The sequence below is a fragment of the Streptomyces sp. NPDC016851 genome (assembly GCF_055562795.1).
The window spans coordinates 183,952-206,898 of the sequence record NZ_JBVHEP010000008.1; the positions used below are offsets into that span (position 1 = coordinate 183,952).

General features: G+C 71.4%; 20 protein-coding genes. 8 read left to right on the forward strand and 12 right to left on the reverse strand.

The window, feature by feature from the left end:
* Positions 1–68: 68 nt before the first annotated feature.
* The 4 genes from ACZ3I3_RS15385 to ACZ3I3_RS15400 all read left to right on the forward strand — a co-directional run bounded on the left by ACZ3I3_RS15385 (position 69) and on the right by ACZ3I3_RS15400 (position 4,094).
* Positions 69–719 carry a PAS domain S-box protein gene (locus tag ACZ3I3_RS15385; RefSeq protein WP_467365267.1) on the forward strand — a complete coding sequence of 217 codons (651 nt, stop codon included), beginning with the start codon at positions 69–71 and terminating at the stop codon, positions 717–719.
* A gap of 225 nt (positions 720–944) precedes the next feature.
* Complete coding sequence (locus ACZ3I3_RS15390; RefSeq protein WP_467365269.1) at positions 945–1,439, forward strand: FBP domain-containing protein; 495 nt, start codon at positions 945–947, stop codon at positions 1,437–1,439.
* A gap of 86 nt (positions 1,440–1,525) precedes the next feature.
* On the forward strand, positions 1,526–2,779 hold the full coding sequence (locus ACZ3I3_RS15395) for an FUSC family protein (RefSeq protein ID WP_467365271.1): 1,254 nt from the start codon (positions 1,526–1,528) through the stop codon (positions 2,777–2,779).
* 118 nt (positions 2,780–2,897) lie between these two features.
* A complete protein-coding gene (locus ACZ3I3_RS15400; protein WP_467365507.1) occupies positions 2,898–4,094 on the forward strand; it encodes a lactonase family protein in 1,197 nt (398 codons plus the stop codon).
* Here the strand turns inward: ACZ3I3_RS15400 and ACZ3I3_RS15405 are convergent.
* Complete coding sequence (locus ACZ3I3_RS15405; RefSeq protein WP_467365273.1) at positions 4,062–4,805, reverse strand: DUF2470 domain-containing protein; 744 nt, start codon at positions 4,803–4,805, stop codon at positions 4,062–4,064. The two genes, ACZ3I3_RS15400 and ACZ3I3_RS15405, sit on opposite strands and share 33 nt — an antisense overlap.
* An 85-nt stretch (positions 4,806–4,890) precedes the next feature.
* The gene (locus ACZ3I3_RS15410) at positions 4,891–5,499 is read right to left on the reverse strand and encodes a TetR/AcrR family transcriptional regulator (protein ID WP_020272125.1); all 609 of its coding nucleotides are present in this window, start codon (positions 5,497–5,499) and stop codon (positions 4,891–4,893) included.
* 109 nt (positions 5,500–5,608) lie between these two features.
* On the opposite strand from ACZ3I3_RS15410, the gene ACZ3I3_RS15415 reads away from it, so the two are divergent.
* Positions 5,609–7,105, forward strand: coding sequence for a cytochrome P450 (locus tag ACZ3I3_RS15415; RefSeq protein ID WP_467365275.1), 1,497 nt, complete (start codon positions 5,609–5,611; stop codon positions 7,103–7,105).
* A gap of 73 nt (positions 7,106–7,178) precedes the next feature.
* On the opposite strand, the gene sigJ is transcribed toward ACZ3I3_RS15415, so the two are convergent.
* The 10 genes from sigJ to ACZ3I3_RS15465 all read right to left on the reverse strand — a co-directional run bounded on the left by sigJ (position 7,179) and on the right by ACZ3I3_RS15465 (position 17,910).
* Complete coding sequence (gene sigJ / locus ACZ3I3_RS15420) at positions 7,179–8,072, reverse strand: RNA polymerase sigma factor SigJ (protein ID WP_467365277.1); 894 nt, start codon at positions 8,070–8,072, stop codon at positions 7,179–7,181.
* Positions 8,073–8,119: 47 nt separating this feature from the next.
* A complete protein-coding gene (locus tag ACZ3I3_RS15425; RefSeq protein ID WP_467365279.1) occupies positions 8,120–8,854 on the reverse strand; it encodes a PIG-L deacetylase family protein in 735 nt (244 codons plus the stop codon).
* A gap of 52 nt (positions 8,855–8,906) precedes the next feature.
* Complete coding sequence (locus ACZ3I3_RS15430; protein WP_467365281.1) at positions 8,907–10,208, reverse strand: alpha/beta fold hydrolase; 1,302 nt, start codon at positions 10,206–10,208, stop codon at positions 8,907–8,909.
* 109 nt (positions 10,209–10,317) lie between these two features.
* Positions 10,318–11,343, reverse strand: coding sequence for a LacI family DNA-binding transcriptional regulator (locus ACZ3I3_RS15435; protein ID WP_467365283.1), 1,026 nt, complete (start codon positions 11,341–11,343; stop codon positions 10,318–10,320).
* A gap of 88 nt (positions 11,344–11,431) precedes the next feature.
* Positions 11,432–12,856, reverse strand: a complete 1,425-nt coding sequence (locus ACZ3I3_RS15440; protein ID WP_467365285.1) for a BNR repeat-containing protein — start codon at positions 12,854–12,856, stop codon at positions 11,432–11,434.
* A gap of 17 nt (positions 12,857–12,873) precedes the next feature.
* Complete coding sequence (locus tag ACZ3I3_RS15445) at positions 12,874–13,194, reverse strand: L-rhamnose mutarotase (protein ID WP_467365509.1); 321 nt, start codon at positions 13,192–13,194, stop codon at positions 12,874–12,876.
* 32 nt (positions 13,195–13,226) lie between these two features.
* Complete coding sequence (gene rhaS / locus ACZ3I3_RS15450; RefSeq protein ID WP_467365287.1) at positions 13,227–14,309, reverse strand: rhamnose ABC transporter substrate-binding protein; 1,083 nt, start codon at positions 14,307–14,309, stop codon at positions 13,227–13,229.
* A 79-nt stretch (positions 14,310–14,388) separates the two neighbouring features.
* Positions 14,389–15,363 carry an ABC transporter permease gene (locus ACZ3I3_RS15455; RefSeq protein ID WP_467365289.1) on the reverse strand — a complete coding sequence of 325 codons (975 nt, stop codon included), beginning with the start codon at positions 15,361–15,363 and terminating at the stop codon, positions 14,389–14,391.
* Positions 15,356–16,396, reverse strand: a complete 1,041-nt coding sequence (locus ACZ3I3_RS15460; RefSeq protein WP_467365291.1) for an ABC transporter permease — start codon at positions 16,394–16,396, stop codon at positions 15,356–15,358. The genes ACZ3I3_RS15455 and ACZ3I3_RS15460 overlap by 8 nt, the downstream gene beginning before the upstream one ends.
* On the reverse strand, positions 16,393–17,910 hold the full coding sequence (locus tag ACZ3I3_RS15465; protein ID WP_086846001.1) for an ATP-binding cassette domain-containing protein: 1,518 nt from the start codon (positions 17,908–17,910) through the stop codon (positions 16,393–16,395). The genes ACZ3I3_RS15460 and ACZ3I3_RS15465 overlap by 4 nt, the downstream gene beginning before the upstream one ends.
* A gap of 270 nt (positions 17,911–18,180) precedes the next feature.
* Here ACZ3I3_RS15465 and rhaI point away from each other — a divergent pair, with 270 nt between their 5' ends.
* From rhaI to ACZ3I3_RS15480, 3 genes are all read left to right on the forward strand, one after another.
* Complete coding sequence (gene rhaI / locus ACZ3I3_RS15470) at positions 18,181–19,341, forward strand: L-rhamnose isomerase (RefSeq protein ID WP_467365293.1); 1,161 nt, start codon at positions 18,181–18,183, stop codon at positions 19,339–19,341.
* A 111-nt stretch (positions 19,342–19,452) separates the two neighbouring features.
* Positions 19,453–21,492 (forward strand): bifunctional aldolase/short-chain dehydrogenase, encoded by a 2,040-nt coding sequence (locus tag ACZ3I3_RS15475; RefSeq protein ID WP_467365295.1) that lies wholly within the window; start codon positions 19,453–19,455, stop codon positions 21,490–21,492.
* Positions 21,489–22,937 (forward strand): rhamnulokinase, encoded by a 1,449-nt coding sequence (locus tag ACZ3I3_RS15480; RefSeq protein WP_467365297.1) that lies wholly within the window; start codon positions 21,489–21,491, stop codon positions 22,935–22,937. The genes ACZ3I3_RS15475 and ACZ3I3_RS15480 overlap by 4 nt, the downstream gene beginning before the upstream one ends.
* The last annotated feature ends 10 nt before the right edge of the window (positions 22,938–22,947 follow it).

The following is a 22,947-nucleotide window of genomic DNA, read 5'->3' on the forward strand; positions in this document are numbered from 1 at the left end:
CCCTACATGATTGTGTAGTACATGCAGACGCGTCGCCCTTGCGCGGGGGCGCCCCGGCGTGGCAGGAGATGACCGTGGACCAGGCCCGGCAGGAGGCCGTGACATGGCGCAACCGCGCCCTGCTCCTCTTCGACCGGGTCGCGATGCCGGTCGCGGTGTGCGACGTGTACGGCGCGGTGCTGCTGGCCAATCCGGCGATGGCCGCGGAGTGCGGTACGACGCCGGGGCGGCTGCGCGGCCGTGACGTCCTGGACCTGTTCAGCCCGCGGGAGGCCACGCAGGTGGAGCGCATCGCCCAGGCCCTGCGCCTGCGGCACCGCTCGCGCTACCAGGTGTCGGTGCGCTGGCGGGCACCCGGCGGCGCGGAGCGGTACGGGGAGCTGACGGCGGACCCGGTGAGCGACACGGTGGAGGACACACCGGCGCTGCTGGTGATGCTGCGCGTGGAGGGCGAGCGCGCCCCCTCCCCCGCCCCGCCCGCCGAGCAGGACCGGATCACCCCCGTGGAGGCCCGCATCCTGGCCCTGCTGGCCGCCGGCGCCACCACGGCCCGGGCCGCCCGCGAGACCGGCCTCACCACCGACGGCGTCACCTACCACCTGCGCCGCCTGTCCGCCCGCTGGCACGCCGCCAACCGCACCGAACTGGTGGCCCGCGCCTATGCGCTGGGGGTGCTCACGCCGGATGTCTGGCCACCGGAGGCCCCGGCCGCGGAGTAGGCGGTGCCCGCCCCCCACCAGTGGCGCCCGCCTACACGCTGGGGCCGCTCACCCCGGGGGGCCCGCCACCACGGGCCCCGGCCACGAAGCAGGCCCTGCCGGCTCCCCACTGGTGGCCCCCCGCCTTTCTGAAAATCCACTGGCTCCCCCTTCGTCGATGCTTTTACCCTGAACCACGAAACCTAGGACCCCTAGGTTTCGCCGACGACGAGCAGGAGCCCTCCCATGAGATCACTCACCGAACACGACATCCGGAACTCGTTTGTCAACTGCTCCAAGGGAGAGGCCAAGCGTCTGACCGTCCCGCGGGACCTCGCCGAGCGGCCCTGGGACGATCTCGACTTCCTGGGCTGGCGGGATCCGGGGGCGCCCGACCGGAGTTATCTGGTCGCCGAGCGCGAGGGGCGGCTCGTCGGGCTGGCGATGCGGTTCCAGGCGGCGCAGCGGGGCTTTCTGCAGCGCAGCATGTGTTCGCTGTGCCTGACGACGCATCCCCGGGGCGGTGTGTCGCTGATGACCGCGCGCAAGGCGGGGACGGCCGGGCGTGAGGGCAATTCCGTCGGGGCGTACATGTGCACCGACCTCGCCTGCTCGCTGTACCTGCGCGGGAAGAAGGTGCCGGAGAGCGGGACCCGCTTCGACGAGAGTCTCACTCTCCAGGAGCAGATCGAGCGGACCCGGGGCCACCTGGCTGCCTTCCTCGACAAGGTGTACGCCTGAGGCCCTCGGTCGCCCGTGGTTTCCCCCGGCGCTAACGTCCTTCATGAACGCGTTCGATGCGCCAGGGGAAGGGGAACAGCCTGAGGATGCGAGAGGTACGTGAGTGGACGACGCATGCCCGGCGGATCGTGCACAAGCGCCGGGACCCCGTGGTCGTCCAGACGGCGCGGTCCGCGTTCGCGGCGACGATCGCCTACGTCATCGCGCTCCGGCTGAGCCCCGAGGCGGCACCGCTCACCGCTCCCCTGACGGCCCTGCTGGTCGTCCAGGTGACCCTGTACGCCACGCTCACCAACGGCTTCCGGCGGGTGAACGCCGTGGTGACCGGCGTCCTCGTCGCCATCGCGTTCAGCCTTCTGGTGGGTCTGACGTGGTGGAGCCTGGCACTGCTCCTCGTGGCCTCGCTGGCCGTGGGACGGCTGGTCCGGGTGGAGGAGTACGTACCCGAGGTCGCGATCAGCGCGATGCTCGTGCTCGGGGTCACCACCCACGGGGACACGGCCTGGGCCCGGGTGGTGGAGACGCTGATCGGCGCGGTCGTCGGGCTCGGCTGCAATCTGCTGCTGGCTCCGCCGGTGTGGGTGGAGGAGGCGGGCGCGTCCATCGAGGGCCTGGCGCGCCGGCTGCGACAGCTGATGCTGCGCATGGGCGAGGAGGCCGCCGGCGGTACGCCCCCGGACCAGGCGGCGGAGCGGCTGCACGAGGCGCGGCGCCTGGACCACGACATCGTCGAGGTGGACGCGGCGCTCCGGCAGGCGGAGGACAGCCTGCGGCTCAACCCGCGCGTACACGAGGGCCTGCTGCACCGTGTGGTGCTGCGCACCGGCCTGGACACGCTGGAGATCTGCACGGTCGTCCTGCGCGTGCTCGCGCGTTCCTTCACCGACCTGGCGAAGGAACGCGAGCCCGAGCCGCTGTTCGACGCCGAGACGGGCGCCGCGCTGGAGCAGTTGCTGTCCGAGATCGCCGACGCCGTGGTGAGCTTCGCGGTGCTGGTGACCACCCATCTGAGCGCGAGCGCCGAGTCGGCGGAGGAACGTCTCGCCACGGAGCTGCGCACCGCGGCGGGCACGCGCGACAAGCTCGCCCTGCTGCTGCGCAAGGAGGCCGAGCTCGAGACGCGGCACTGGCAGTTGCTCGGTGCCGTCCTGACGGAGGTCAACCGGATCCTCGACGAACTCGACACCGAGCACCGCACCCGGCGCCTGTTCGAGGAACTGGACCAGGTGTCGCGGGAGCAGCGCGTGCGGATGCCCCGTCTGACGCGGCTGCGGGAGCGCCTGGGCGTCCAGGAGCAGATGTGGCGGAACCGTACGGGGGTCGGCGGACGTTCTCGCTGAGCGACCACCCGGAGTGGATTGCGCCACGCGCAACGCCCGGTGCCGTTGTTGCACCTGACGGGTGATCCACGCCAAGGTGGCTGTCACGACGGGGACGAGTGACGACCTGAGGGGCGACATGGGCAGTGGTGGCTGGAGCAGGCGCCGGTTCGTCGGCGCGCTGGCGGGCGGAGCCGCCGCGGCGGCGCTGCCCGCCTGTGACGACGCGCCCGCGCCGGGGGCCCCGACGAGTCCGACGGCCCCCGAGTCGGGCGTGAGCCCGTCCCGCCGGGCCGGGCGCCCGTCCGGCCCGCGCCCCCTCTACCTCGGCACCTACACCTCCGTCGAAGGCGGCGGCAAGGGCATCGGCCTGGCCACGTACGACGCGGCGACGGGCCGGATCAGCGGCTCGGGCACACTCACCGGCGTCGGCAACCCGTCGTACCTCGCGATCCACCCGGACCGCCACACGCTGTACGCGGTGAACGAGCGCGACGACGGGGCCGTGACGGCCGTCCGGCTGTCCGACCGGAAGATCCTGGGCAGCCGGAGCACCGGCGGCGCGGGCCCCTGCCATCTGTCGGTGCATCCGGGCGGGCGCTGGCTGTTCAGCGCGAACTACGGCTCCGGCAGTGTGGCCGTGCACCCGATCGACGCCTCGGGCGCCCTCGGCGAGCGGACCGGTCTCGTCCGGCACTCCCGTCCGGCACCGGGTCCGGGCCAGGAGGGTCCGCACGCCCACCAGATCTTCACCAGCCCCGACGGCGGGCATGTGCTCGCCGTAGACCTGGGCACGGACACCGTCTACACGTACCGGCTCGACGAGAAGGCCGGCACGCTCACGGAGGTCGCGCAGGCGCGGGCCCGGCCGGGCGCGGGCCCGCGCCACCTGACGTTCCACCCCGGCGGCCGGTACGCCTACCTCGCGAACGAGGTCGACAACACGGTGGCGGTCTGCGCGTATGACCCCGCCTCGGGCCGCGTCACGGTCGGTGAGCCGCAGTCCACGGGCACCGGTCCGGGCACCAACTACCCGGCGCAGTTCCAGGTGACCCCGAACGGCCGTCACGCCTTTCTCGCCAACCGCGGCGACAACAGCCTCACGCGGTATGCCGTCGAGGAGGACGGCGCCCGGCTCAAGCTGCTGGACACCGTGCCGGTGGACGGGGACTTCCCGCGCCAGATCGCCCTCTCACCGGAGGGGACGCTGCTGTTCGCGGCGAACCAGAAGTCCGGCACGGTGACCGTCTTCCGTGTCGACGAGGAGAGCGGCGCGCTGCGCCGCGCCGGTGAACCGTTTCCGTCACCGGTCGCCGTCTGTGCGCTGCCACTGTAGGGCCCGCGGACAGGCCGCGGCGGTCGCCTGGCCGAGGAGGACGTGCATGCGCTCGGTGAGCTGCGCGACGGTGTCGGCGGGGGTGTGGAAGGCGAGGCGTACGTCGCCGTGGGCACGGGTGCGTTCGATGCGCAGGGTCAGTCCGTGCCGGTCGACGGCGAGCGGCTGGACGCGGACCGCGCCGTGCAGGCTGTCGGCGTCGACGAGCCGGGTGAGCCGCTCGACCGCGTCCGCGTGGCAGTCGGCGAGGTGCGTCAGCAGCCGGGCCTCGGCTGTGCCGAGCGGGTCGGGCGTGGCGGCGGCGAAGTCGTCGAGGTCCACGACCACGGCCCCGGACGGCTGCCGCAGCACCACGCGCGTGGCCCGGAAGGCCAGCCGGCTCTCCCCCTCCACGGTGAACCGGCCCGCGAGCCACAGCCGGGCGCGGATCCGGCTGCGCACCGGGACGGGCGCCACGTCGGCGAACTCCAGCGCCGCCGACGGCTCGCCGCGGGGCGCGCAGATCGCGGCCCCGAGCAGGGCGCTGTCCCCGGGCACGTCCACCAGCACCCGGCCGTCGTCGGTCACCGTGTGCGCGCCGACCAGCTCCTCCCGCGTGCCCTCCGCGGTCACCGAGCAGGACCACGCGGCGGCGAGCACCGAGCGCGCCCGCTCCGCAGCGGCAGGGGCCGCCGTCCAGCTGTGGCTGTCGTCGTGGCTGTCGTCACCCATCCCAGACCTCCTTAGGTAAGCCTTGCCTAACCTACCGAAGATCGGGGCGTGAGCCAACCACGTCACGTGATCTTTACGAGGCCTTTCAGGGAGTGAGGACACCCAGCAGGGCGCGGGCGCACAGCTCACGCACCTGATCCCGGCTCAATTCCGTGCCCCGCAGCCACTCCAGACAGACGGACGTCGTGAACGCCAGCCAGCCGCGCACCGCGAGCCGCACCTCCGGCCGCTCCTGGAAGGCCGGGCCGAACTCGGGATCCGCGGCGAGCGCCGCGAGGATCTGCCGCTCCTGTGCGGCCAGGGCCCGCTGGTAGACGCGGCGCACCGCCTGGTCCCCGGCCGCGTCGGCACGGTGGAAGGCGCGGTAGCCGTGGGCGTGGGCCTGGACGTACTCAAGGAACGTGTCCAGACCGCCCGCGAGTTGCTCGCGCACCGGGACGCCGGGCACCGCCGCCGTCATGCGCAGCATCCGCTCGCTCTCGCGCTCGACGACCGCCGCGAAGAAGTCCCGCTTGGTCGGGAAGTAGTGGTACAGCAGCCCGCGCGACACCCCGGCGATCTCGGCGACCTGCTCGATCCACACGTCGTCGTACGGACTCTCCGAGAACAGCCGCGCCCCGACCGACAGAAGCTGCTCCCGGCGCTCCTCGGTGCTGAGCCGGCGGCGCGTGCGCCCGCTCTGGTTCGCGGCCATGCCCGCACTTTACTTGACGCCGGTTCAACAACCGGACCAGACTGAAGCGCGCTATTGAACCCACGTACAACACGTGCCAACCCGCCGCTGGATCAAGGGAGATCGCGTCATGACGGAGGCGTCGACACGGGACGGGCTGCCCAAGGGGTTCCGCAGTGCCGAGCTGGGCTGGCCGGAGCTGGGCCGCATTCCGCATCCGCCGCACCGGATCCCGTTGCTCGGTGACGTGGTGGGCGTGAACCGGCGCACTCCCCTGCAGGACTCGCTGCGGTACGCCCGCGAACTGGGTCCGGTCTTCCGCCGGAAGGCCTTCGGCAAGGAGTTCGTGTTCGTGTGGGGCGCCCGGCACGCGGCCGACCTCGCGGACGAGTCGCGGTTCGCCAAGCACGTGGGGCTCGGCATAGCGAACCTGCGGCCGGTCGCCGGGGACGGCCTGTTCACGGCGTACAACCACGAGCCCAACTGGCAGCTGGCGCACGACGTGCTCGCCCCGGGGTTCAGCCGCGAGGCCATGGCCGGCTACCACCCGATGATGCTGGCCGTCGCGCGGCAGCTGGCCGAACACTGGGACCGGGCGGCGGCCTCGGGCCGGGCGGTGGACGTGCCGGGCGACATGACCAAGCTGACGCTGGAGACGATCGCCCGCACCGGCTTCGGCCACGACTTCGGGTCGTTCGAGCGCGCCCGGCCGCACCCCTTCGTGACCGCGATGATCGGCACGCTGACGTACGCGCAGCGGCTCAACACGGTGCCCTTCCCGCTGGCCCCGCTGCTGCTGCGCAGCGCGAGCCGCCGCAACGCCGCCGACATCGCCTACCTCAACCGCACCGTCGACGAGCTGATCCGGGCCCGGCGCGCCACCGGCCGCGGGGACGGGGACCTGCTCGACCGGATGCTGGAGACGGCCCACCCCGAGACCGGGGAGCGGCTGGAACTCCAGAACGTCCGCCGCCAGGTCATCACCTTCCTCGTCGCCGGCCACGAGACGACGTCCGGCGCGCTCTCCTTCGCGCTGCACTACCTCTCCCGCCACCCCGAGGCCGCGGCCCGGGCCCGCGCCGAGGTGGACCGCGTCTGGGGCGACGCGCCGGAACCGGCCTACGAGCAGGTGGCCAGGCTGCGCTACGTCCGCCGGGTGCTGGACGAGTCGCTGCGGCTGTGGCCCACCGCGCCCGCCTTCGCCCGGGAGGCGCGGGAGGACACCGTGCTGGCCGGGGAGCATCCCATGCGGCGCGGGGCGTGGGCGCTGGTGCTGACGCCGATGCTGCACCGGGACACCGAGGTGTGGGGCGCGGACGCCGAGCGGTTCGACCCGGACCGCTTCGAGGCGCAAGCGGTCCGGTCCCGGGCCCCACACACCTTCAAGCCGTTCGGGACCGGGGCGCGGGCCTGCATCGGGCGCCAGTTCGCCCTGCACGAGGCGACGCTGGTGCTCGGCCTGCTGCTGCGCCGCTACGAGCTGCGGCCCGACCCGGCGTACCGGCTGCGCGTGACGGAGCGGCTGACGCTGATGCCGGAGGGGCTGCGGCTGCACCCGGAGCGCCGGACACCGGTGCGGGAGCCTGCCTCAGACCTGCGCTGTCCAGTGCCCGGGGCGGGTGACTGACGCGGGGAGCCATGTCCCGGCACTCCCCCGGGCCGCGCCGTCTCGGCCCACCCCGAACAGGGCCGGAGCCGAGTCAGCCCGCGAGGCCGGGCGCCTCCAGGCGCTCCAGCCGCTCGGGGTCGGCCAGGATGTACATGCCGGTGATCCGGCCGTCGGTGATCGTGACTCCCATGACCGACTGCACGCGTCCCCCGGGCGCGTTGACGACCCCGACCGAGCCGTTGACCAGCACCAGCTCCGCGGACTGCGCGAACCGGGCGAACATGAGCGCCTGCTCCGCCACCGCCTTCGCCCCCTGGAGGGCCTTGGACACGGCCGCGCCGCGCACCAGGGCACCCGAGTCGGCCCGCAGCACCACGTCCGGGTGCAGCAGCGCGAGCAGCGCCTCGAAGTCCCCGCCGCGCGAGGCGGCCAGGAAGGCGTCGAGGACCTCCTTCTGCCGGCCGAGGTCCGGCTCGGCCGCCGGGGTGGCGCCGCGCACCCGGCGCCGGGCGCGGCTCGCCAGCTGCCGGGTCGCGGCCGGGCTGCGCTCCACGATCGGCGCGATGTCGTCGAACGGCACGGCGAACATGTCGTGCAGCACGAACGCGAGCCGCTCGTCGGGCTCCAGGTTCTCCAGCACGACGAGCAGGGCCAGGCCCACCTCGTCGGCGTGCAGCACCTCCTGCTCCGGGTCGATGTGCGACAAGGGCCTGAGCACCGGGTCCGGGACGAAGGTGTCGTCCATGGGTTCCTCGCGGCGCGCGGTACGTGAGCGCAGAAGGTCCAGGCACACCCGGCCGGTCACCGTGGTGAGCCAGCCGCCGAGGTTGTGGATGTCGTCCGCGTCGGTGCGGCCGAGCTTCAGCCAGGCCTCCTGGACGGCGTCCTCCGCCTCGGCGAGCGATCCGAGCATGCGGTAGGCGACGGCCTTCAGCCGCCCGCGGTGCTCCTCGAACCGGTCGGCCAGCTCCTTGCTGTCTGTCATGGTCTCCCCCGTCTCCCCGGTCTCCCCCGTCTCCCCTGTCATCCGCGTCATCTGCCGAACAGTTCGAACGCCACCGCCGGCTTGCCCCCGAACCGCTCCCCGGTGGCCTCGGCGTGCTGCGTGAGGAAGCCCCGGACGTAGGTCTCCGGGTCCTCGTCGGTCAGGGCCTCGATGTAGGTGCGGTGTTCCAGCAGTGAGCGCACCGCGCGTTCCATGCCGGACGTCGCGTCGACCGCGTGCGTGGGGGTGCTGGAACCGGCGACGGCGACCCAGCGCACGCCGTCCCACGGTTCGAGGCCCCGCTCGGTGAGCTCCGGGAAGATCCACCGGTTGCCCGCGTCGCCGGCCGCGTCGAGCGTGGCCCGGCCGACGGCCACGTGGTCCGGGGTGTTCCAGGCGACGCCGCCCCAGGTGTCCCGGTGGTTGAGCGTGATGACCAGTTCGGGCCGGTGCCGGCGGATCGCGGCGGCGATGTCGCGGCGCAGGGCGGTGCCGTACTCGATGACACCGTCCCTGTGGTCGAGGAACTCCACCGCCGACACACCGACCACCGCGGCGCTCGCCCGCTGTTCCCGCTCCCGCAGCGGACCGCAGCGCTCGGGTTCCAGTGTGTCGATGCCCGCCTCGCCCCGGGTCGCCAGCACGTAGGCGACCTCGCGGCCCTCGTCGGTCCAGGCCGCGATCGCCGCCGAGCAGCCGTACTCCAGGTCGTCGGGGTGGGCCACGACCGCGAGGGCACGCCGCCAGTCGCCGGGCATGGGCTGGAGTTGAGTGGTCGTCATGCCCGCAGACTAATCCGCGCCACCGGCATCGCCACATGTTTCCGGCACGGCATCACGCCTCGTTCCGCACCAGCGCCAGCAGCCGGTCGAGGACCCGCTGGCCACCGGTCCGCACGCCGTCGTGCTCGAACTCGTCCGTGACCCAGGTGCGCAGGCCGCGGATCGTGCGGGCGGTCCGCAGGGAGTGGGCGGTGTCGACGTACATGTCGTCGTGGTAGACGGCGGCGACGACCGGTACCTCGTTCGCGGCGAGGCGGGCCGGGTCGTACAGGGGGGTCCAGTCGGTGCGGGCGGCGAGCAGGTCGGCGGTCTCGCGCAGGGGGCGCAGCGCCGGGTCGCAGTCGAACATCCAGGGATGGATCGACTCCCCGGTGAACAGCAGCGGTTCGTCTCCCGCGAGGGCCTTCGCGGCGTCGAACTGCGGGAACTCGGCGCGGACCCGCTCGGCCGACCAGGCGGTGGGCCGGGCGTCCTGGCCGTAGATCGACTCGTGGATCAGGGCGTACAGCGGGTGGCGGGCGTAGGACAGCATGCCCTGCGCCTGCTCCTGGAACGCGTCGGAGAGCGCGAAGCCCTGCGGGGTGCGGACGAAGGCGTTCTCCAGGAGGTAGTGCAGGCGGTGGGTGCCGTCGCCGGTGCCGAGGACGATGCCGAGGGACTGGAAGGCCTCGACGGTGAGCCGGTAGCCGTTCGGCAGGACCACGTCGTGCGTGAGGAGGTGGTCGGCGATCCGGCGGGCGCGTTCGGCGTCCTGCGGGTAGCGCGCGTAGTGCGCGGAGACCTTGCGTTCGATGCGCGGGAAGGCGGCCCGGTAGACGTCGTCGGCGTGGGCGTCCAAGGAGGGCAGTCCGCCGGTGATCACAGCGGTGGCCAGGCCCTCGGGCGCGAGGGACAGGTAGGTGGTCAGGCAGAAGCCGCCGAAGCTCTGGCCGAGGACGGTCCAGGGAGCGCCGCCGGTGACCTGGGCGCGGATGGCCTCGCAGTCGCGGACGATCGTGTCGGCGCGGAAGTGTGTGAGGTAGTCGGCCTGCTCGGCGGGGCCGCCGCGCAGCGGGAGCGTCTGCCGGTTGGCGGGCGTGCTGTGGCCGGTGCCGCGCTGGTCGAGGAGGAGGACGCGGAACTCCTTCAGCGCGCGGCCGAGCCAGCCGGGCCTGCCGACGGAGCGGTCCGCGCCGAAGCCGGGCCCGCCCTGGAGGTAGACCAGCCACGGCAGGTCCTGCTGCGCCTTGTCGGTCGCGACGACCTCGCGGGCGTACAGCTCGATCGTCTCGCCCTCGGGGCGAGTGTGGTCGAGGGGGACGGTGAAGCGGCGGTCGGTGAGGAGGACTCCGGGCTGGCGGTAGCTGAGGGTCAACAGGGCTCCCGGGACGGACGGATTTTCGGACCGCGTCCCAGTTCATCACAGCAGGCGTCCGCAGGTGGCCCCTTCGGATCATGAAATCTTCCTGAACGGCCGTTCAGGTTCAGCGGGCGGACAGGCTGGAGCGGCGGACCACCAGCTCGGGCTGGAGCACGACCCGCCGGTGCTCGTGCGGCCGGGCCTGGCCCTCCTCCTCCGTCTCCTCCAGGAGCAGGTCGGCCGCCATGGCGCCCATGGTGACGGCGGGCTGCCGTACCGAGGTGAGCGGCACGGCCGCGGCCGCCGCGAACTCGATGTCGTCGTAGCCGACGATGGCGAGGTCGTCCGGGACGCCGACACCGGCCGCGTACATGGCCTGGAGGACACCGAGCGCCAGCAGGTCGTTGGCGCAGAACACGGCGGTCGGCCGGTCGGCGAGGCCGAGCAGGCGGGCGCCGGCGTCGCGGCCTGCGGCGACGTCGAGCCGTTCGGTGGGCAGCTCGCGCAGCGCGTCGGGCCCGAGCCCGGCCTCCGAGAGCGCTTCGAGGGCGCCCGTGCGCCGGTCGCGGACCTGGTTGAGGCCGGGCGGGCCGCTGACGTAGGCGAGGGAGCGGTGCCCGGCGTCGACGAGATGGCGTACGGCCAGGGCGCCGCCCGCGACGTCGTCGACGGAGACCGAGCACTCGGTGGTGCCCTCGGCGACCCGGTCGACCAGGACGAACGGGATGCCGTGCCGGCGGAACGCCTCGATGTTGCGGCCCGTGGCGTCGGCCGGGGTGAGCAGCACACCGCGCACGCGCTGCTCGGCGAAGAGCGACAGGTACTCGGCCTCCTCGCCCGGGTTCTGGGCGCTGTTGCAGACCATCACGCCGAGCCCGGCCTGCCGTGCGGCGCGTTCGGCGCCGCGGGCCACGTCGACGAAGAAGGGGTTGCCCATGTCGAGGACGAGCAGCCCCATGATGCGGCTGCGGCCCGCGCGCAGCTGGCGCGCGGACTCGCTGCGGACGTAGCCGAGCCGGTCTATCGCGGACAGCACGCGGGCCCGGGTCTCGGTGGCGACCGTGTCCGGGCGGTTGATCACGTTCGACACCGTGCCGACGGAGACTCCGGCGGCTCGGGCGACGTCCTTGATACCCACCGACTGGGCCATCGGGCAGGGACCTCCAAGGGGAGACGAGAGGGGGCGGCGGCCGGGGCGGCTTCACATTACGGCACGCCGCCCCGGGAACCGGGCGCGGTCAGGCGGGCAGCCGGAAGTCGACGACGTGCAGCGCCGAGGGCGTCGTACCGCTGGATTTCTCCTGGTACATGAAGGACAGCACCCCGTCCTGGGCGACGCGCGTCTCGTCGACGACGACCTCGCCGAAGGCGTTGAGGCCGCTGCCGTCGAACAGGATCTTCCAGTCGGTGTACCCGGAGGCGGCCGAGGCACCGGCGATCCGCCCGAAGGGGAAGATCGCGTAGGCGTTGTCGTACTTGTCCAGGATCAGCTTGGTGCGCTGGCTGGAGTTCAGCGGGACCGGGATCTCGGTCTTCTGCCAGGAGCCCGAGGCGTTCTTGCGGACGTGGAAGGCGCGGCCGTTGCGCGTCCGGTCGGTGACGTAGTTGGTGGTGCACTGGCCGAAGCGGCCCGGGACGTAGGAGATGATCGCGTGCGGCCGGCCCGCCGAGTCGGTGAACTGGCTCTCCTGGTTCATCAGGGAGTGGTCCGGGTTGAGCGGGTCCACGACCAGGCCGGCGTCGTTCACGGACACCTTGTCGGAGCCGCCGGTGACGCCGACGACGGTGCCCGCGTTGTTGCGCCAGGTGCGGCCGCGGTCGTCGGAGTAGACGTAGCCGGTGTCGTGGTTGGTGATGCCGCCGCCGTTGCACATCACGGCGCCGTTCTGCTCGCGCCAGGTGAAGAAGGAGTGCAGCCGGCCGTTCCGGTCGTAGTCGATGCCGTGCAGGTACATGTTGCGGGCGGTCGAGGAGCCGTGCTCGCTGGTGTACGTGCCGGTGGAGCTGGACCACTCCCCCAGGTTGGTCCACTTGGTGCCGTCGTACTCGGCGAGCGCGTTGCGGCCGTTGCCGGAGACGGCGACGCGGTAGCTCAGCTGGAGCCTGCCGTCGGGTGTGGATATGAACTGCGGGTAGGTGAACTGCGAGGTCAGCGCGAGGCCGTCCAGGGTGGACTGGGGTGCGCCGAAGCGGCTCGCGGTCCAGCTCAGCCCGCCGGGGTTGTCCAGGAGCCCGGCGACCGACTTGACGTAGGTGAAGCCGTCGCTGTGGGAGTCCATGTTGAGGTGCAGCCGGCCGTCGACCTTGGAGACGCCCATGGAGATGACGTTGTGGGAGTCGTTGTACCGCAGGGTGTGCCCGACCTTCACGGTCGACCAGGTGCTCGCGCCGAGGGCCCGGCGTCCGACGACGGCGTTGCGGTCGGCGGTGTACCAGACGGCGTACTGGTAGCCCTTGTAGGTCAGCAGGCCGTTCTTCTGGAACGAGTTGTTGTTGACCAGGCCGTCGTACGACACGAAGAAGACGGCCTGGCTGTCGAGGGTCGTGGTGCCGGTCCGGGTGACGGAGGGCCCGGGGTCGGCGGCCCGCGCGGTGCCGGAGGCGAGGGCGGGGGTCACCACGGCTCCGGCGAACGCGGCGGCCAGCAACGTACGTCTGTGCATCTCATGAACTCCATTGTTCAGGCGAGGTGGAACACTTCGGTGAGCGGTTTCATGGCCTCGTCGGGCCGGGCGCCGTCCAGCGACTCGAAGAACGGCGCCATCTCCGCCTGCCAGCGGGCGTTGACGTCGGTGGCTTCCATACCGGCCTGGGCGGCCGCGAAGTCCTCGGTCTCCAGGTAGCCGACGAGCAGTCCGTCCTCGCGCAGGAAGAGCGAGTAGTTGTGCCAGCCGGTCGCCTTCAGGGCGTCGAGCATCTCGGGCCACACGACGGCGTGCCGCTCGCGGTACTCGTCGAGGCGGTCCGCCCGGACCTTCAGCAGGAAGCACACGCGCTGCATCAACAGCCCTTTCTGTGATCGGGACGCGGTGATCAGAAGTTGAACTGGTCGATGTTCTTGGCGTCGAACACGGTCGGCTTGCCGAGGCTGATCACGCCGTCCTTGCCGATGGTGTACTCGCCCATGGAGCCGGCCTTGAAGGTCTCGCCCTCCTTGCCGGTGATCTGCCCGGAGGACAGGGCGACGGCGGTACGGGCGGCCAGCTCGCCGAGCTTCGCCGGGTCCCACAGCTCGAACGCCTCGACGGTGCCGTTCTTGACGTACTTGCGCATGTCGTTCGGGGTGCCGAGGCCGGTCAGCTTGACCTTGCCCTTGTACTTGGAGCCCGACAGGTACTGGGCGGCGGCCTTGATGCCGACGGTGGTCGGGGAGATGATCCCCTTCAGGTTCGGGTACTCCTGGAGCAGGCCCTGGGTCTGCTGGAAGGACTGCTGGGCGTCGTCGTTGCCGTACGCGGTCTTCACCAGCTTCATGTTCTTGTACTCGGGCTTCTTCAGCTCGTCCTTCATGAAGTCGATCCAGGTGTTCTGGTTCGTCGCGGTCTGCGCGGCGGACAGGATCGCGATCTCGCCCTTGTAGCCGATCTGCTTGGCGAGCAGCTGCACCTCGGTACGGCCCAGGTCCTCGGCGGAGGCCTGCGAGACGAAGGCGTTGCGGCAGTCGGGCGTGGTGTCGGAGTCGTAGGTGACGACCTTGATGCCGTTCTTCATGGCCTGCTTGAGCGCGGTGCACAGGGCGCCCGGGTCCTGCGCGGAGACGGCCATCGCGTCGACCTGCTGCTGGGTGAGCGTGTTGACGTAGCTGACCTGCCCGGAGGTGTCGGTCGCGCTGGACGGACCGACCTCCTTGTAGCTGGAGCCGAGCTCCTTCAGCGCCTTCTCGCCGCCCTTGTCGGCGGAGGTGAAGTACGGGTTGTTGACCTGCTTGGGCAGGAACCCGACGGTCAGCCCCTTCTTCAGCTCGGCGTTCGGGTCGGCCTTGCCGGCGGTGGCGGCGGAGCCGCCCTCGTTGGCGACGTCCTTCTTGGTGGTGCCGCCGCAGGCGGTGAGCGCCAGCGCGAGAGAGGTGGCGGTGGCGAGCGCCGCGCAGCTGCGGCGGAGGGTTGACTTACGCATGACGGTTTCCTTTGACGAGGTGAGTGTGGTGCGCCCCTCTAGGGGCGCGGGGAACTGCGCGACCAGCCACAGACAACGGTCAGCCGGCAGATTGAGCACGCAAGACGGCGATCTGCCGAGCCACCCGAGGCCCGAGCACGGAAAGAACGAGCAACACACCGGTGACGACGATCTGCGACTGCGCGGAAACGTCCTGGAGGCTCATGACGTTCTGCAAGGCCCCCAGCAGGAACACCCCGGCGATGGCGCCACCGAGCGTGCCCTTGCCACCGTCGAAGTCGATCCCCCCGAGCAACACCGCGGCCACAACCGACAGTTCGAGCCCCATCGCGTTGTCGTACCGCGCACTCGCGAAGTGCAGCGCCCAGAAGATGCCGGTGAGCGACGCCATCAGGCCCGTCACCGTGAACAGGATCAGCTTCTGGCGCTTGACCCGGATGCCGGCGAACCGCGCCGCCTCCTCACTCGCCCCGATCGCGAACAGCGACCGCCCGAACGGGGTGGCGTGCAGCGCGACCACCGCGACGGCGAGCAGGACGAGGAACGGCAGGAAGGCGTACGGGATGAACGTGTCACCGATGCGCCCGGCCGCGAACTCCAGGTACTGGGTGGGGAAGTCGGTCACCGCGTCCGACCCGAGCACGATCTGCGCGACACCCCGGTACGCGGCGAGCGTGCCGATGGTGACGGCGAGGGACGGCAGTCCCAGCCTGGTCACCAGCAGGCCGTTGATCAGCCCGCACACCACGCCCAGCAGCAGGCAGATCGGGATGATCGTCTCGATGGCCATGCCCTGGTTCCACAGGGCGCCCATCACGGCACCGGACAGACCCGCCGTGGACGCCACCGACAGGTCGATCTCCCCGGAGACGACCAGCAGGGTCATCGGCAAGGCGATCAGCGCGATCGGCAGCGTGTTGCCGATGAGGAACGACAGGTTGAGCGCGTTGCCGAACCCGTCGACGAAGCCGAAGGAGAACAGCAGGACGACGATGAGGAGTGCGCCGACGACCGTGTCCCAGCGGACCGCTCGGCTCAGGGAGATGTCAGCCATGGCGGGCGTTCCTCTTCTTCAGGGCGGAGGCCACGCGCAGCGCGACGATCCGGTCGACCGCGATGGCGAGGATGAGCAGGATGCCGTTGATGGCGAGCACCCAGACGGAGCTGACGCCGAGGGCGGGCAGCACGCTGTTGATGGAGGTCAGTAGCAGCGCGCCGAGGGCCGCGCCGTAGACGCTGCCGGAGCCGCCGGTGAAGACGACACCGCCGACCACGACCGCGCTGACGACGGTCAGTTCGTAGCCGTTGCCGGTGCCGGAGTCGACGTTGCCGAACCGGGCGAGGTACATCGCGCCGGCGAGTCCGGCGAGGGCGCCGCAGAAGGTGTACGCGGCGAGGATCCGCTTGCGCACGGGAATGCCGGCGAGGCGGGCGGCCTCGGGGTTGGAGCCCAGCGCGTACAGCTCGCGGCCGCTGGCGAAGTGCTTGAGGTAGTAGGCGGTGGCGATGAGGACCGCGACGGCGATCAGCGCCAGGTACGGCACCGCCGAGATGCCGCCGGAGCCGAAGTCGACGAACCCGCCGGGCAGATCGGCCGCGGTGATCTGGCTGGAGCCGACCCAGATCGAGTCGATGCCCCGGATGATGTAGAGCGTGCCCAGGGTGACGACGAGGGCGGGCACCTGGCCGAGGCTGACGAGCAGGCCGTTGAGCAGTCCGAAGCCGATGCCGAGCAGGACCGCCAGCGCGATCGCCACGACCGGGTTGCCGCCGCCCTGGAGATACGTTCCGGCGGCGAAGGCGCTGATGCCGAGCGTGGACCCGACCGACAGGTCGACGTTGCGGGTGATGACGACGAGGGACTGGCCGGTGGCGACCAGCACGAGGATCGTCGCGTTCAGCAGCAGGTCCTTGATGCCCTGTTCGGACAGGAACTGGCTGTTGCCGGCCTGGGTGACGGCGATCATCACCAGGAAGACGACGAGGATGGCGAGTTCGCGCATCTTGAAGACGCGGTCGACGAGGCGGGTGCCGCTCGACTTGGGCACGTCGGCCACGGGGGCCTCTTGTGGGGTGACGACCGTCATGCGGCGGCCCTCCCGGTGGCTGCGGCCATCACGGTTTCCTCGGTGGCGTCGGAGCGTGGGATCTCGGCGGTGAGCCGGCCCTCGTGCATGACCAGCACGCGGTCGGCCATGCCGAGGATCTCGGGCAGGTCGGAGGAGATCATCAGGACGGCCACGCCGTCGGCGGCCAGCTGGGACAGCAGCCGGTGCACCTCTGCCTTGGTGCCGACGTCGATGCCGCGGGTCGGCTCGTCGACGATCAGCACCCGGGGCGCGGTGGCGAGCCACTTGGCGAGCACGACCTTCTGCTGGTTGCCGCCCGAGAGGGTGTTGACGGTGTCGGCGATCCGGGCGTACTTGACCTGGAGCTTGACGGCCCAGTCGAGGGAGCGGCTGCGCTCGGCGCCGCGGTCCATCAGGCCCGCCTTCACGGTCGTGCGCAGCCCGGTGAGCCCGATGTTCCGCTCGATGGACATGTCCATCACCAGGCCCTGGGCGCGCCGGTCCTCGGGGACCAGGGCGAGTCCGGCGGACATCGCGGTGGACGGGGCGCCGTTGACCAGGGCCTTGCCGTCGACGGTGACCTCGCCGGCGTCCCAGCGGTCGATGCCGAACACGGCCCGGGCGACCTCCGTACGCCCGGCGCCGACGAGTCCGGCGAGGCCGACGATCTCGCCGTGCCGTACGTCGAAGGAGACGTCGGTGAACACGCCTTCGCGGGTCAGGCGGCGCACGCTCAGGGCGACTTCGCCCGGCTGCACGTCCTGCTTGGGGTAGAGCTCGTCGAGGTCACGGCCGACCATGCGACGCACGAGGTCGTCCTCGGTCATGCCCTCCAGCGGCTCGCTGCCGACCAGGGCGCCGTCGCGCAGGGTGGTGACCCGCCGGCAGATCTCGAAGATCTCCTCCAGCCGATGGGAGATGAACAGTACGGCGGCCCCCTGGTCGCGCAGGGTGCGTACGACGCCGAAGAGGCGGGCGACCTCGCTGCCGGTGAGCGCGGCGGTCGGCTCGTCCATGATCAGGACGCGGGCGTCGAAGGAGAGGGCCTTGGCGATCTCGACGATCTGCTGGTCGGCGATGGACAGGCCGCGGGCGGGCCGGTCGGGGTCGAGTTCGACACCGAGGCGCTCCATGAGGGCGGCGGTCGCGTTGTGCGTGGCCTTGTGGTCGATCCGGCCGAGGGCGCGCCGGGGCTGGCGGCCCATGTAGATGTTCTCGGCGATCGACAGGTCGGGGAAGAGCGTGGGCTCCTGATAGATCACGGCGATGCCGGCGTCGCGGGCGTCGCCGGGGCCGTGAAAGGTGACGGGCGCACCGTCGAGCAGCACCTGGCCGGCGTCCGGCCGGTGCACTCCGGCGAGTGCCTTGATGAGGGTGGACTTGCCGGCACCGTTCTCACCGGCGAGCGCGTGCACCTCCCCGGGGAACAGCTCCAGGGAGACGTCCCGCAGTGCGCGGACCGCGCCGAAGGACTTGGAGACGTCCTTCAGTGCCAGAACCGGGGCCGGACCCGTGGTGGACGGGTGGGTCATGGGGGCTCCTCGACGACGCCGGCGTGGCCGCCTCTCGGCGTCGTGGGCGTCGTGAAAGGTTTCAACTGGGTTGCCGGGACGTTAGGCGGGTCGCGCATGTCACGTCAATGGGTTCCGGTCGAAAATGTTTCGAGGACAGAAGGTCACGCCCTGGTCACGAGTAACCGTGTCGACCGGAGGGGTTGACACCCCTTCGGGGGGCCCATAACTTCGCGTCCTGAATCGTTTCATTCGGTGGTCGATACGACCCGATGCCTCAGGAGCCCTGACGTGACCGAGCTCGCCGCGGTGAAGGCCGCTCTCAAGACCCAGGCCGTCGAGACGCCGTCGTGGGCGTACGGGAACTCGGGCACACGCTTCAAGGTGTTCGCGCAAGCCGGTGTGCCGCGCAATCCGTACGAGAAACTGGACGACGCGGCGAAGGTGCACGAGTTCACGGGGGTCGCCCCGACGGTTGCCCTGCACATTCCGTGGGACAAGGTCGACGACTACGCGGCGCTGGCGAAGCACGCGGAGCAGCGGGGCGTGAGGTTGGGGGCGATCAACTCCAACACGTTCCAGGACGACGACTACAAGCTCGGGAGCATCTGCCACCCGGAGGCTTCTGTGCGCCGGAAGGCCGTCGATCACCTGCTGGAGTGTGTCGACATCATGGATGCGACGGGTTCGACGGACCTGAAGCTGTGGTTCGCCGACGGGACGAACTATCCCGGGCAGGACGACATCCGGGCCCGGCAGGACCGGCTCGCCGAGGGGCTCGCGGAGGTCTACGAGCGGCTGGGCGACGGGCAGCGGATGCTGCTGGAGTACAAGTTCTTCGAGCCGGCCTTCTACTCGACCGATGTGCCGGACTGGGGCACGGCGTACGCCCACTGCCTGAAGCTCGGGCCGAAGGCTCAGGTCGTCGTCGACACGGGGCATCACGCGCCGGGGACCAACATCGAGTTCATCGTCGCCACGCTGCTGCGGGAGGGGAAGCTCGGGGGGTTCGACTTCAACTCGCGGTTCTACGCGGATGACGACCTGATGGTGGGTGCGGCGGACCCCTTCCAGCTGTTCCGGATCATGTACGAGGTGATCCGGGGCGGGGGGTTCTCGGCCGAGGTCGCGTTCATGCTCGACCAGTGCCACAACATCGAGGCGAAGATCCCGGCGATCATTCGGTCGGTGATGAATGTGCAGGAGGCGACGGCGAAGGCGTTGCTGGTCGACCGGGAGGCGCTGGGTGAGGCGCAGAGGTCGGGGGACGTGCTCGGGGCGAATGCGGTGGTGATGGACGCGTACAACACCGATGTCCGGCCTCTTCTTGCCGAGGTGCGGGAGGAAATGGGGCTCGACGCGGATCCGATCGGTGCGTATCGCCGTTCCGGGTGGGCGGAGAAGATCGTTTCTGAGCGGGTTGGTGGGGAGCAGGCGGGGTGGGGTGCGTAAGCGTCTGCCGAGATCTGTTGTCTGCGGGGTGCGGGCCGAGTGTGGCTGGTCGCGCAGTTCCCCGCGCCCCTGAGTAAGTCACCCACCGTCCCTTGAGAGGAACACGTATCCATGGCAACCCATCCCGAAGCTGCCGCCCTGCTCGCTCGGTCGCATCGGCTCGGCTCCGATCCCCGTAACACCAACTACGCCGGCGGCAACGCCTCCGCCAAGGGCACCGAGACCGACCCCGTCACCGGTGGTGACGTCGAGCTGATGTGGGTGAAGGGGTCCGGCGGTGACCTCGGCACGCTCACCGAGGCGGGACTCGCCGTGCTGCGGCTGGACCGGATGCGGGCGCTCGTCGACGTGTATCCGGGTGTCGAGCGCGAGGACGAGATGGTCGCCGCGTTCGACTACTGCCTGCACGGGAAGGGCGGTGCGGCTCCCTCCATCGACACCGCGATGCACGGGCTGGTCGAGGCGGCGCACGTCGACCACCTTCACCCCGACTCCGGTATCGCGCTGGCCTGTGCCGCCGACGGGGAGAAGCTGACCGCCGAGTGTTTCGGGGACAGCGTCGTGTGGGTGCCGTGGCGGCGGCCCGGGTTCCAGCTGGGGCTGGACATCGCGGCCGTGAAGGAGGCCAACCCGCAGGCCATCGGGTGCGTTCTGGGCGGGCACGGGATCACGGCCTGGGGTGACACGTCCGAGGAGTGCGAGCGGAACTCGCTGCACATCATCCGGACCGCGGAGAAGTTCCTCGCCGAGCGGGGCAAGGAGGAGCCCTTCGGGCCGGTGATCGAGGGGTACGCCGCGCTGGGTGCCGGGGAGCGCCGGGAGCGGGCCGCCGCGCTCGCGCCGTACGTCCGTGCCCTCGCGTCCCAGGACCGGCCCCAGGTCGGGCACTTCAACGACTCCGAGGTGGTTCTCGACTTCCTCGCGAGCGCCGAGCATCCGCGGCTGGCCGCGCTGGGCACCTCCTGCCCGGACCACTTCCTGCGGACCAAGGTGCGGCCGCTGGTCCTCGACCTGCCGCCCACCGCTCCGCTCGACGAGGCCATCGCCCGGCTGAAGGAGCTGCACGCCGAGTACCGCGAGGAGTACGCCGCCTACTACCAGCGGCACGCCGAGCCGGACTCCCCCGCCATGCGCGGCGCCGACCCGGCGATCGTGCTGGTCCCGGGCGTGGGCATGTTCAGCTTCGGCAAGGACAAGCAGACCGCCCGGGTGGCCGGCGAGTTCTACGTCAACGCCATCAATGTGATGCGCGGGGCGGAGGCCGTGTCCACGTACGCGCCCATCGAGGAGTCGGAGAAGTTCCGCATCGAGTACTGGGCGCTGGAGGAGGCCAAGCTCCAGCGGATGCCGAAGCCCAAGGCGCTCGCGACGCGGGTCGCGCTGGTCACGGGTGCGGGCAGCGGCATCGGCAAGGCGATCGCGCACCGGCTGGCCGCCGAGGGCGCCTGTGTCGTCGTGGCCGATCTGAACGGGGAGAACGCGGCCGCGGTCGCCGAGGAGCTGGGCGGTCCGGACAAGGCCGTCGCCGTGACCGTGGACGTGACGAGCGAGGAGCAGATCGCCGAGGCGTTCCGGGCGGCCGTGCTGGCGTTCGGCGGTGTCGATCTGGTCGTCAACAACGCCGGTATCTCGATCTCCAAGCCGCTGCTGGAGACCTCGGCCAAGGACTGGGACCTCCAGCACGACATCATGGCGCGCGGGTCCTTCCTGGTGTCGCGGGAAGCGGCGCGGGTGATGATCGCGCAGGAGCTGGGCGGCGACATCGTCTACATCGCCTCGAAGAACGCCGTGTTCGCCGGGCCCAACAACATCGCCTACTCGGCCACCAAGGCCGACCAGGCCCACCAGGTGCGGCTGCTCGCCGCCGAGCTGGGCGAGCACGGCATCCGCGTCAACGGGGTCAACCCCGACGGTGTCGTGCGCGGCTCCGGGATCTTCGCCGGCGGGTGGGGCGCCAAGCGGGCCGCCGTGTACGGGGTCGAGGAGGAGAAACTCGGCGAGTTCTACGCCCAGCGGACCATCCTCAAGCGTGAGGTGCTGCCCGAGCATGTCGCCAACGCGGTCTTCGCCCTCACCGGCGGCGACCTGACCCACACCACCGGGCTGCACGTCCCGGTCGACGCCGGCGTCGCGGCCGCCTTCCTGCGGTGAGCGCGGCCGTGAAGTCGTACGCCGCGGTCGACCTCGGCGCGTCCAGCGGGCGCGTCATGGTCGGCCGCGTCGGCCCCGACAGCCTGGAGCTGACCGAGGCGCACCGCTTCCCGAACCGGCCCGTGCGCGTGCCCGAGGGGCTGCGCTGGGACGTGCTCGGTCTGTACGCGGGAGTGCTGGAGGGGCTGAAGGCGGCCGGGCAGGTCGACTCCGTCGGGATCGACAGCTGGGCCGTGGACTACGGGCTGCTCGACGCGGACGGGGCGCTGCTCGGCAATCCCGTGCACTACCGGGACTCCCGGACGGAGGGGGTCGCGGAGAAGGTGTGGGCGACCGTCCCGGCGGAGGAGCTGTACGCGGCGACAGGGTTGCAGTACGCGCCCTTCAACACCCTGTACCAGCTGACGGCCGCCCGGTCCTCGGCCCAGCTGTCCTCCGCCGAGCGGCTGCTGCTCATCCCCGACCTGCTGACGTACTGGCTCACCGGTGAGCAGGGCACCGAGCTCACCAACGCCTCGACGACCCAGCTGATCGACCCCCGGACGCGCGACTGGGCGTATGACATCGCCTCGCGGCTGGGTGTCGACCTGAGCCTGTTCGCGCCGCTGCGGCAGCCCGGTGATCCGGCGGGTGTGCTGCGGGACGCGGTGCTGGAGGAGACCGGGCTGACCGGTCCCGTGCCCGTGACGGCGGTCGGGTCGCACGACACCGCGTCGGCGGTGGCCGCCGTACCCGCCGGGCAGGAGCGGTTCGCGTACATCTGCACCGGCACCTGGTCCCTGGCCGGACTTGAGCTGGACGCGCCGGTGCTGACCGAGGAGAGCCGCGCGGCCAACTTCACCAACGAGCTGGGGCTGGACGGCACCGTCCGGTACCTGCGCAACATCATGGGGCTGTGGCTGCTCCAGGAGTGCGTGCGGGCCTGGGGCGAGCCGGACCTGGGCGCGCTGCTGCTGGAGGCCTCCAAGGTGGAGGCACTGCGGTCCGTGGTGGACGCGGGCGACGCGGCGTTCCTCGCGCCGGGGCGGATGCCGGAGCGGATCGCCGAGGCGTGCCGGGTCTCGGGGCAGCCCGTGCCCGAGTCGCCGGCCGAGGTGACGCGCTGCATCCTCGACTCCCTCGCCCTCGCCCACCGCAAGGCCGTCCAGGACGCGCAGCGGCTCGCCGGGCATCCGGTGGACGTGGTGCACGTGGTGGGCGGCGGTACGCGCAACGCTCTGCTGTGCCAGCTGACCGCCGACGCCTGCGGGCTGCCGGTGGTGGCGGGGCCGACGGAGGCCGCCGCCCTCGGGAACGTGCTCGTGCAGGCGCGGGCCCACGGTCTCGCCGGTGACCTGGCGGGGATGCGGCGGCTGCTCGTCCGCACCCAGCCGCTCACGCGGTACGAGCCGCGCGGCGGGACCGAGCGGTGGCGCGCCGCGCAAGACCGGCTCGCCGAGGGCTGACGGGGTCTCC